Consider the following 10,113-nt stretch of genomic DNA (forward strand, 5'->3'; position numbering starts at 1 on the left):
CGAGGCGCCGCCCTTCGCGACCGCCGCCGCCGACTTCATCGCGTCCCTCGAAACGCTCGTGAGCTACGAGGACCTCGTCGAGCGCGGCCTGCCGCTCGCGCGGGACCTCGTGCGCTTCGACGCGGCCTTCGTCCTCGAGAAGCACCCCGCGGGCTTCCGCGAACGCGCCTGGAGCGACACCGCCCCCGACCGTCAGGGCCGGGCGCTGCCCGCGCAGCTCCTGCGGCTCGCGGAGCAGGCCGAGCGGCACGACGCGACCACCTGGAGCAACGACCTTCCCGCAGACGACCCCGGTGCAGGCTCGTGGGTCAAGAGCGCCGTCGTCACGCCCGTCCACGGGCCCGGCGGCACCGTCGCCGTGGTGGGCGTCGCGCATCACCGCACGTGGCGCGCCGTGACGCCCCGCACGCGCCGCATCGTGGAGGCGCTCGCGCTGCACGCCGCGAACGTCCTGGAGCACGGACGCGTCCAGGGCGAGATGCGCCGCACCCTGGAGGGCGGCATGCGCGCCCTGTCCGTCGCGCTCGACCTGCGCGACCGCGAGACGGCCGGGCACACCGAGCGCGTCGTGCGGCTCGCCGTCGCGCTCGGCGAACGGCTCGGGCTCGACGAACCCGGCCTCGAAGCGCTGCGGCAGGGCGCGTACCTGCACGACCTCGGCAAGCTCACCGTCCCGGACGCGGTCCTGCTCAAACCCGCCGCGCTCAGCGTCAGCGAGCTCGACCAGATGGCGCAGCACACCACGCGCGGCCACGCCATCGCCTCGCAGATTCCCGGGCTGCACCCCGGCGCGCTCGACGTGATCCGCTGCCATCACGAACGCTGGGACGGCCACGGCTACCCCGAGGGCCTCGCGGGCGAGGACATTCCGCTGCTCGCGCGGATCTTCAGCGTCGTGGACGTCTACGACGCCCTCACGTCCGAGCGGCCCTACAAGCGCGCCTGGACGAGGGAGGAGGCGCTTGACGAGCTCCGCGCGGGAAGGGGGCGCGACTTCGACCCCGTCATCCTCGACGCGTTCGTGGACGTCATGACCACCCCCGACCTCGAACCGGAACTCGACGTGGAGACGTCGAGCGTCTGACCGCCCGGCCGGGCACGGCGGCACAATCGCCCCGCCCGGCGCGGGTATGCTGGAAGGCATGGAAGAAGTCACCCCCCGCGAAGGCCAGGAGCGCGTCCGTCAGGGCGCCCTGCTGCTCGACGTGCGCGAACCCGACGAGTACCGCGAGGTGCACGCCGAGGGCGCGCGCCTCATGCCCCTCTCCACCTTCGAGGAGCAGTACGCGCAGCTCGGGCAGGAGCAGCCCATCGTCGTGATCTGCCGCTCCGGCGCCCGCAGCGCGCGCGCCGCGCAGTACCTCCTCGACCGCGGCTACGACGCCGTGAACCTCCAGGGCGGCACGCTCGCCTGGGAAGCGGACGGCCTGCCCGTCGAACGGGGGGACGCGTGACGCACGACGAGCACCTCACGCCCGACGCGGCCGCCACCGAGGCCGCCGCCGGACTGCCCACCGAGGAGCAGGTCCGCGAGGCCCTCAAGATCGTCAAGGACCCCGAGATTCCCGTCAACGTCGTCGACCTCGGCCTGATCTACGGCGTGGACGTCAAGGACGGCGGCGAGGTGGACATCACCATGACCCTCACCGCCGTCGGCTGCCCCGTGCAGGACATGATCCGCGCCGACGCGGAACTCGCCGTGATGCGCCTCGACGGGGTCAACAGCGTCAACGTGGAGTTCGTCTGGTCGCCCCCGTGGGGCCCCGACAAGATGACCGAGGACGGCAAGCGGCAGATGCGGATGTTCGGCTTCTCCGTCTGACCCGGAGAAGCGAACACGCGCCGACGTGCAATCGTCGGCGCGTTTCTCGTGCTGGAGAAGTGACCCTCGGGCCTGCGGCTACCCACCGACCGAAGCGGTCCCTCGCTCTTGCCTGGGGCGGTGACGCGTCTCTCCACTCATGGCTGCGTACGCTCTGCCTGCGTACGCACCGAAGCGGTTCGGTGCTCATGCCTCGTGCGTGGACGCGTCTCTACACTCATGGCGGGAGCGGTCCCTCGCTCATGCCTGGGGCGGTGACGCGTCTCTGCACTTCTGGGTCAGTCGTCCGCGCCGAGCATCTCCATCCCCGGCTTCAGCGCGAGCGCCGCGACGGAGAGGAGCACGATGAGCACCGCGCCGCTGAACACGTACGGGCCCGCCGGGGAGACGTGCTGGTAGAGGCCCGTGCCGATGACGGGGCCGAGCATGCGGCCCAGCGCGAGGGCGCTGCTGTTGAGGCCCGCGACGCGGCCCTGCTCGTCCTCCCCGGCGCGCAGGCTCAGGGCCGCCGACAGGCTCGGACCGAGCAGCGCGCTGCCCACGCCGACCACGGCGAGCGCGAGGGTGATGGTCCAGAAGGCGTGCCCCCAGGGGATGAGCAGCATGCCCGCGCCCATCACGACGAGGCCCATCGGGATGAGCCGCGCGGGCCCGACGCGGTTCAGGCTGCGGCGCAGCCCGCCCTGCACGAAGGCCGCGACGAGCCCGAAGACGGTGAGCATCCCGCCGATGGCGCGGATGGCGTCCTCGCCGCCGACGTGCAGGCGGTCCTGCACGAAGAAGCCGATGGTCTGCTCCATCCCGACGCTCGCGAGGGTGTAGAGCATGCTGACGGTCAGCAGGAGCGCCACGCCGGGCCGCGCGAGCAGGTCCATCGCGGTGAGTCGCGACCGGTCCGCCTCGGGGGTGGGGCGGCGCGTCTCGCGCAGGGTCAGGGCCGCGAAGAGCGCCGTCACGAGGCCGAGCGCGGCGGAGAAGTACACGGGCACCAGCAGCCCGAAGTTCGAGAGGAGCGCGCCGAGCGCGGGGCCGAACACGATGCCGAGCCCGAAGGCGGCGCCGATGAGGCCCATCGCGGCGGTGCGGTCCCTGCGTTCGCTGAGGTCCGCCATGAAGGCCTGCGCGGTCGGAAGCGTCGCGGAGGACAGCGCGCCGCCCACCGCGCGGGCCGCGACGAGCCCCAGGAAGAGCGGCCAGCCCGCCAGCACCGCGTTCGCGCCGAGCGTGGCGACCACGCCGAACAGCGCGAAGGACAGCGAGAAGCCGACGAGGCCCGTCACGAGGACGGGCTTGCGACCGACCCGTTCGGAGCGCGCGCCCCACAGGGGCGCCGTGAGGAACTGCGCGAGGCTGTAGACGGTGCTGAACCAGCCCGCCTGGGATTCCGTGAGGTGCAGTTCGCGCGAGAGCGGCGCGAGGACCGGGAACAGGACGGACAGTCCCAGCATGGCGACGAAGATGGTCAGGAACAGGATCAGGCGGGTGGAACGCATGGGTCGACCTCTCTGGCGGCGTGACGATCGGTCGCGGGAAGCGCGATCGGAGGGCAACCTAGCACGCACCTCGAGGGCGGCGAAAGGAACAACGTCCCGCCCGACCGGGCTTCCCGGTGGCGTGCAGCACGCGGGAAGCGGAGTGTACGAAATCGTAACTTGCACCTTGCTCAAACGAGGAGAAGTTGCCTATACTGCGGGGCGAGCACTAAGCCAGATCGCGTGCTGCTCAGATGCCAAGGCCATCCGGGCTCGACCGACGTGCACTCAGCGGGTCGGAGTCGGATGCTGTCGCGTGGAGGCGCTCCGCGCCCCAAGGAGTTGCAATGAAGAAAGCGTTCAGCCTTTCCCTGCTGTCCCTCGCGCTCATCGGGAGCGCTTCCGCCGCCAAGATCCAGGTCTGGACGACCTTCGAGGGTCCGGAGCTCGCGTGGCTCAAGGGCCAGGCGGCCGACTTCAAGAAGAAGACCGGCAACGACGTCGACATCGTCAGCGTCACCTTCGGCACGGTGCAGGACAAGTTCATCCAGGGCGCGCCGCGCGGCCAGGCGGCCGACCTGCTCGCCACGCAGCCCCACGACCGCCTCGGCACCTTCGCGGCGGCGGGCGTGCTGGAGCCCATGGACAAGTACGTCACGAACCGCACCGACATCAACAAGGTCGGCCTCGACGCGATGACGTACCGCGGCAAGCTCTTCGGTCTCCCGATGTTCGCCGAGAGCGTCGCGCTGATCTACAACAAGGACCTCGTCAAGACGGCCCCCACCACCTGGGACCAGCTGATCAAGACGGCGCAGGCCAACACCGGCAACGGCAAGTTCGGCTTCCTGACCGAGCTCGACAACGCCTACATCAACTACGGCATCATCAACGCCTACGGCGGGTACGTCTTCAAGAACAACGGCGGCACCCTCAACACGAAGGACGTGGGCGTCGGCAACGCGGGCTCCGCGAAGGCGATGCAGCTGCTCAACGACCTGCGCTACAAGTACAACCTCGTGCCCGAGGGCGTCACGGGTGACGCGATCAACGGCGCGTTCCTCGACGGCAAGCTCGCCATGCGCATCGGTGGCCCGTGGAACATGGGCGACATCAAGAAGGCCGGCATCAACTACGGCATCGCGCCCCTGCCCACCCCTCCCGGCGCGACCGGCAAGTGGAGCCCCTTCGTGGGCGTGCAGGGCGTCATGATGAACGCCTACAGCAAGCAGAAGGCCGTCGCGGCGGCGTTCGCGAAGTCCCTCGTGCAGGCCGACGCCCAGGTGGCGTTCAACAAGGCCGGCGGCCGCATCCCGATCAGCAAGGCCGCCGTCGTGAAGCTCAAGAGCGACCCCGTCGTCGCGGGCTTCAACAAGACCATCTCCATGGGCACCGCCATGCCCAACATCCCCGAGATGGGCGCCGTGTGGGGGCCCTGGACGGCCGCCGTGCAGCAGAGCACCGCGAAGCCCAACCCCGACATCCAGAAGATCCTCGACTCCACGGTCAAGGAAATCAACTCCAACATCAAGTAACGTGATCAGGGTGCCGGACGAGCGAACGCTCGTCCGGCATTTTGTGCGTTCCGACTCGCATTACGCAACGCATGATTGTCAAGCGGGAAGCGGAAGCGCACAATGAGGGCCTCAAGCCCCTCGTGTGCCCGCCCGACTCCAGCCTGGAGGACATGACCGTATGACCATTCCCCTTCGTTCCGCCAAGCCGCCCCAGGGTGGAAGCGGTTTCGCCATCGCCGTGGTGGTGCTGCTCGTCCTCGTCGGCGTGAGCGGCCTGCTCGCCTGGGGCGTCAGCAGCCTGCTCGCCGCCCAGTTCCCCACCCTGCCCGCGTGGACGCTGCTGCTGCTCGTCATCGTGGCGCTCGTTCCCGGCATGTTCGTCGTGGCGCGCGCCTTCCCGTGGATCACGAACTGGTACTACCTGCTGCCCGCCATCGTGGTGCTCGCGGCGTTCACGGTCTTCCCCATCGTGTACACGGTGAACTTCGCGTTCACGAACTACAGCGGCATCAACTCCGGCTTCCCCGACACGTCCTACAAGACGACGGTGGCGCTCTCCCAGGACCGCCGCACCGTCACGTTCAGCGAGGTGCCGGGCGACGTGAGCTCCATCGAGCAGCTGCTCGGCTGCGCGCAGGGCGGGGGCTCCTGCCGGGGCCGTCCCATCGCGCTGTACGACGAGGAAGGCATCAACCCCGTCACGTACACCGTGCAGAGCGTCCAGGGCCGCGCCGTGACCCTCACCGCGCCCGTCGCGGCGGCCTTCGTGGCGACGGACGCGACGCGCGTGAACACCTACGGCTACGTGGCGCTGGCGCAGTTCCAGCGCATCTTCGCCCGCGCGAGCGCGGCGCTGTGGCCCGTGTTCGGCTGGACCGTCATCTTCGCGGCGAGCACCATCGTCATCAACGCGGTCGCGGGCCTCGTGCTGGGCATCCTGCTCAACAACAAGCGCCTGAAGTTCCGCAACTTCTACCGTACGCTGCTGTTCCTGCCCTGGGCGATCCCGACGGTCATCAGCATCCCCATGTGGGGCGCGCTGCTCAACCAGCAGTTCGGCATCGTGAACAAGACGCTCGGCCTGCTCGGCGCCGTCCCCATCCCGTGGCTCAACGACGCGCTGTGGATCAAGATGGCGATCCTGCTCGTCAACCTCTGGCTGGGCTTCCCGTACATGATGACCGCCACCATCGCGGCGCTCTCCACCATTCCGGACGAGCTCTACGAGGCCGCCGACATCGACGGCGCCAGCCGCCTCCAGCAGATCCGCTCCATCACGCTGCCCCTGCTGCGCGGCGCGTTCACGCCGATCCTGCTGTCGGGCTTCGCGTTCAACTTCAACAACTTCGGCATCGTGTACCTGCTGACGCCCACGCCGCCCACCATCGAGGGTCGTGAGAGCACCGCGTCCGCCGCGGACATCCTGCTGTCGTGGGGCTACCGCGTCGCGTTCAGCGCGAACGGCGGTCAGGACTTCGGCCTCGCGTCCGCCATCGCGGTGATCATCGGCATCCTCACGATCGGCATTAGCGTCATCAACTTCCGCGCGGCCGGGGTGTTCAAGGAGGCCCGCCGATGACCGTCGAGCGAAGCGCGCACGACACCAGCGTCGTGTACCGCCCCCAGGAGCCCAGCCTGCTGCAGCGTCTGCTGCCGTGGGTGCTGGGCGTGGCCGCCCTCGTCGGGCTGTACTTCCTCGTGCAGGCGCTGCGCGCGCCCCTCGCGGACGTGCGCCCGAGCTCCAGCATCCTGCGCGTCGAGAACGGCTGGGTGACGTTCCTGCTGTTCCTGCTCGGCGTGGTCGGACTGCTGCTGCTCACCAGCCTGATCGGCACCGCGTGGGGCCGCCGCGTGACGGGCCGCAAGATCCGCTACTCGGCGGTGCTGGGCGATCAGCTCACGCACCTGTTCATCTGGCTGGTGATCGTCGCGGCGATCTATCCGCTGCTGTTCGTGCTGCTCGCGTCCTTCGACCCGCGCAACTCGCTCTACCAGTTCTTCCTGCCGACCGAGGGCAACGTGTTCGTCCGCTCGGGCGTCATCCCGAACTTCGCGAACTCCAGCCTGGAGAACTACCAGAAGCTCATCGACGGCGTCACGATCCCCGCGTGGCAGCTCGTCGTGCTGGGCGTCGGCGCGGTCGCGCTGATCGCGATTCTCGTGCTGGCCCTGCTGACGCGCACCGTCGGGGGCGGCGACGAGAAGGCCTACGAGCGTCCGCGCACGTGGGCGACGCGGATCATGCTGGCCGCGCTCGCGCTCGTCGTGATCTTCCTGCGGCCCGAGCAGTTCACGGGGCAGGGCAACGAGTCGAAGTTCATCCTGTCGATCCGCAACACGATGCTGGTGTCGGGCCTGACGGGCCTGATGGGCATCCTGCTGTCCACCACCGCCGGGTACGCGATGGCGCGCCTGCGCTTCCCGGGACGCTTCCAGACGCTGCTGTTCTTCATCTTCGTGCAGATGTTCCCGGTGTTCCTCGCGCTCGTCGCGATCAAGTACCTGCTGTTCGCGCTGGGCCTCGACAACACCTTCACGGGCCTGATCCTGGCGTACTCGGGCGGCGCGATCGCGTTCAACACGTGGATCTACAAGGGCTACGTGGAGAGCCTGCCGGAAAGCCTGGAGGAGGCGGCGCTCGTGGACGGCGCGACGCGCTGGCAGTCGTTCTGGCGCGTGGTGCTGCCCCTTTCGGGCTCCATCCTGGTGTTCATGTTCCTGAACCAGTTCATCGGGACGTACGCGGAGTTCATCGTGTCGTCGCGCGTGCTGACGGGCGTGGAGAACTGGACGGTCGGCGTGATGCTGCAGAGCTTCACGGAAGGTCAGTTCAGCACGAAGTGGGGCGTGTTCGCCGCCGCCGCCGTGGTGGGCGCGCTGCCCATCGTGGCGCTGTTCTACGGCTTCCAGCGCTACTTCGTGTCGGGCGCCGTGGCCGGAGGCGTGAAGGAGTAACGCCTTCCGGAGCGGGAGAGGGGCGGCCGACCGGCCGCCCCTCCTCTTTCATGAAGGTGAGGACCTTCTTAGAGTAGCCTGAGACCCTGTCCTGCCAAGGAGGTGGGCGTGACCCCGGGCCATCGACTCTCTCTGACCGCCGACCAACTCCTGCGCGCGCAGCACCAGGTGACGCGGACGCTCGTCCGCGGCGCGGCCTCCGCCGAGGTGCTGCGCCTCGTGCTGGAGTCCGCCGTGCACGCGCTCGGCGCGAACTGCGCGAGCCTCGGCGTCGTCGATTCCCCGGAAAGCAGGCTGCTCCGTCACGTCCTGAGCGTACCCGGCGAGGATCACGCGACCTGCGACCTGCCGCTGGAGCCCGGTACGCCCTCCACCGACGCGGTCCTGACCGGCGCGCCCGTCTACCTCGACGGACGCGACCGGGAACGGCAGTACCCGCACCTCGCCGCGCACCTGCCTCCACACGCCGGGAGCGCCGCCGCCCTTCCGCTCGTCACCGGGGAGCGCGTGCTGGGCGTGATCGGCCTGACCTGGGATCACGACCACGCGCCGAGCGACGCGGAGCGCGCGTTCATGGAGCACTTCGCCGCGCAGTGCGCGCAGACGCTCGAACGCGTCGAGCTGCACGAGGCGCGGCAGCGGCACGAGGCGCGCCTGCACAAGCTGCTGGAATTCAGCACGGACGTCCTGCTCGTCCTGGACGCGTCGGGCCGCGCGACGTACCTGAGCCCCAGCGTCACCCTGACGCTCGGCTACGGCGACGACCTCGCCGGCATGAGCCTCGCGGACGTGGTCCACCCGGACGACCTCGCCGACCTCACCGACCGCTTCCGGGCGTCCATCGCCGCGCCCACGCTGCCCCTGCGCGCCACCTTCCGCGTCCGGCACCGCGAGGGGCGCTGGGTGGTGCTGGAGATGATCGGACGCAACCTCCTCCACGACGAGGACGTACGCGGTTTCGTCTGCAACGCCCGCGACGTCACCGCGTCCGTGCAGGCCGTGGAGGAGGTGCGGCGCCGCGAGCGCGAGGAGCGCGCGCTCACACGGCGCTACCGCGAACTCCTCGACCTCGTCACCGCCCTCGACTCCGAGACGGACCCCGACGAGCTCCTCGTGGCCGTGCTGGAGCGCACGCTCGCCGTGACCGACTACGCGCGCGGCTTCTACCACGACGTGCGCGGCGGCGTCAGCACCCTGCGCTTCGCGCGCGGCGAGCGCATAGAGGAGGCCCTCTCCGTCCTGCCCGCCGTCATCGATCTGCGCGCCCTGGGCCGGAGCGGCGAGGCGATGCTGCGGCACGAGACGTTCTTCGCGCGCGCCGACGAGCCCCTCCTCGACCCGCCCGAACCTCTCCCGAGACGGTTCTGGCGGGCCTTCTGCGCCTTCCCCGTCGTGGTGGCGGGCGAACTCGTCGGGACCTTCGTGTTCCTCGCGGGCGACGAGGACGAGGTCGGGGAGGAGCACCGTCAGCTCATGCGCGCCCTCGCGGACCACGTGAACGTGCTGCTCGAACGCCGCTGGCACCTGCGGCAGCTCGACGCCTCCCGCGAGGAGACGCTGCACGCCATCGGCCTCGCGCTGGAGTACCGCGACGGGGAGACGAGCGGCCACACGGCGCGCGTGGTGCGCCTCACGGAGCGTCTCGCGACCGCGCTGCGCCTGCCCGACGCGGATCAGGACGCGCTGCGCTGGGGCGCGTACCTGCACGACACCGGCAAGATCGCCACGCCCGACGCCATCCTGCGCAAGCCCGGCCCGCTCGACGCGCACGAATGGGAGGTCATGCGGCGGCACCCGCTCGTCGGGCACGAGATGCTCTCGCGTGTCCCGTCGCTGCCGCCCGCGACGCTCGCGGTGGTGCTGCACCATCACGAACGCTGGGACGGCGGCGGCTACCCGCACGGCCTCGCGGGCGAGGACATTCCGCTGCCCGCGAGGCTCTTCGCGGTGGTGGACGTCTATGACGCCCTCACGTCCGAGCGGCCCTACAAACGCGCGTGGACGCACGCGGAGGCGGCGGCGCAGCTGCGGCGCGAGGCGGGCCGTCTGCTCGACCCGGCCGTGGTGGACGTGTTCCTGCGGGTCCTGGAGGACGGGGACGCCGGACCGGGCGCGTCGTGACGGCCTGGCACGCCCCCGCAAGACTTTTGTGAGAAATGTCATGCCAGACTGAGGCACGATGCCCCACGCGTCCCGCCTCCGCTGGGCCCCTCCCCTGCTCGCCTGGGTGGTCTTCGTCGTCGCGTTCCCCTGGCTGAGCGCCACCTTCGGCGTTCCCGCCGCGGCGCTCGCGTTCCTGATCGTCGCGTGGGCCGCGTGGCGCGGCGGCGCCGTCGCGGGCGCCCTG

The 10,113-nt window shown here is 70.1% G+C and carries 8 protein-coding genes; 7 read left to right on the forward strand and 1 reads right to left on the reverse strand.

Annotation, left to right across the window (positions count from 1 at the left end; genetic code table 11):
- The 3 genes from DEIPI_RS41125 to DEIPI_RS0101330 all read left to right on the forward strand — a co-directional run.
- Positions 1-1,084: HD domain-containing phosphohydrolase (locus DEIPI_RS41125; RefSeq protein WP_342667494.1), on the forward strand; the 1,084-nt coding region annotated here is incomplete at its 5' end.
- A 58-nt stretch (positions 1,085-1,142) separates the two neighbouring features.
- On the forward strand, positions 1,143-1,454 hold the full coding sequence (locus DEIPI_RS0101325) for a rhodanese-like domain-containing protein (protein WP_245588484.1): 312 nt from the start codon (positions 1,143-1,145) through the stop codon (positions 1,452-1,454).
- Positions 1,451-1,822, forward strand: coding sequence for a metal-sulfur cluster assembly factor (locus DEIPI_RS0101330; RefSeq protein ID WP_245588485.1), 372 nt, complete (start codon positions 1,451-1,453; stop codon positions 1,820-1,822). The genes DEIPI_RS0101325 and DEIPI_RS0101330 overlap by 4 nt, the downstream gene beginning before the upstream one ends.
- A 278-nt stretch (positions 1,823-2,100) precedes the next feature.
- Here the strand turns inward: DEIPI_RS0101330 and DEIPI_RS0101335 are convergent, their stop codons facing one another.
- Positions 2,101-3,315 carry an MFS transporter gene (locus tag DEIPI_RS0101335; RefSeq protein WP_027480608.1) on the reverse strand — a complete coding sequence of 405 codons (1,215 nt, stop codon included), beginning with the start codon at positions 3,313-3,315 and terminating at the stop codon, positions 2,101-2,103.
- 326 nt (positions 3,316-3,641) lie between these two features.
- On the opposite strand from DEIPI_RS0101335, the gene DEIPI_RS0101340 reads away from it, so the two are divergent.
- The 4 genes from DEIPI_RS0101340 to DEIPI_RS35205 all read left to right on the forward strand — a co-directional run bounded on the left by DEIPI_RS0101340 (position 3,642) and on the right by DEIPI_RS35205 (position 9,887).
- Positions 3,642-4,829 (forward strand): sugar ABC transporter substrate-binding protein, encoded by a 1,188-nt coding sequence (locus DEIPI_RS0101340; protein ID WP_027480609.1) that lies wholly within the window; start codon positions 3,642-3,644, stop codon positions 4,827-4,829.
- A gap of 160 nt (positions 4,830-4,989) precedes the next feature.
- Complete coding sequence (locus tag DEIPI_RS0101345; RefSeq protein ID WP_027480610.1) at positions 4,990-6,390, forward strand: ABC transporter permease subunit; 1,401 nt, start codon at positions 4,990-4,992, stop codon at positions 6,388-6,390.
- Positions 6,387-7,766, forward strand: a complete 1,380-nt coding sequence (locus DEIPI_RS0101350) for a sugar ABC transporter permease (RefSeq protein ID WP_027480611.1) — start codon at positions 6,387-6,389, stop codon at positions 7,764-7,766. The genes DEIPI_RS0101345 and DEIPI_RS0101350 overlap by 4 nt, the downstream gene beginning before the upstream one ends.
- Before the next feature lie 108 nt (positions 7,767-7,874).
- Complete coding sequence (locus tag DEIPI_RS35205; RefSeq protein WP_052351562.1) at positions 7,875-9,887, forward strand: HD domain-containing phosphohydrolase; 2,013 nt, start codon at positions 7,875-7,877, stop codon at positions 9,885-9,887.
- The last annotated feature ends 226 nt before the right edge of the window (positions 9,888-10,113 follow it).

It is taken from the genome of Deinococcus pimensis DSM 21231, from assembly GCF_000519345.1.
GTDB lineage: Bacteria > Deinococcota > Deinococci > Deinococcales > Deinococcaceae > Deinococcus_A > Deinococcus_A pimensis.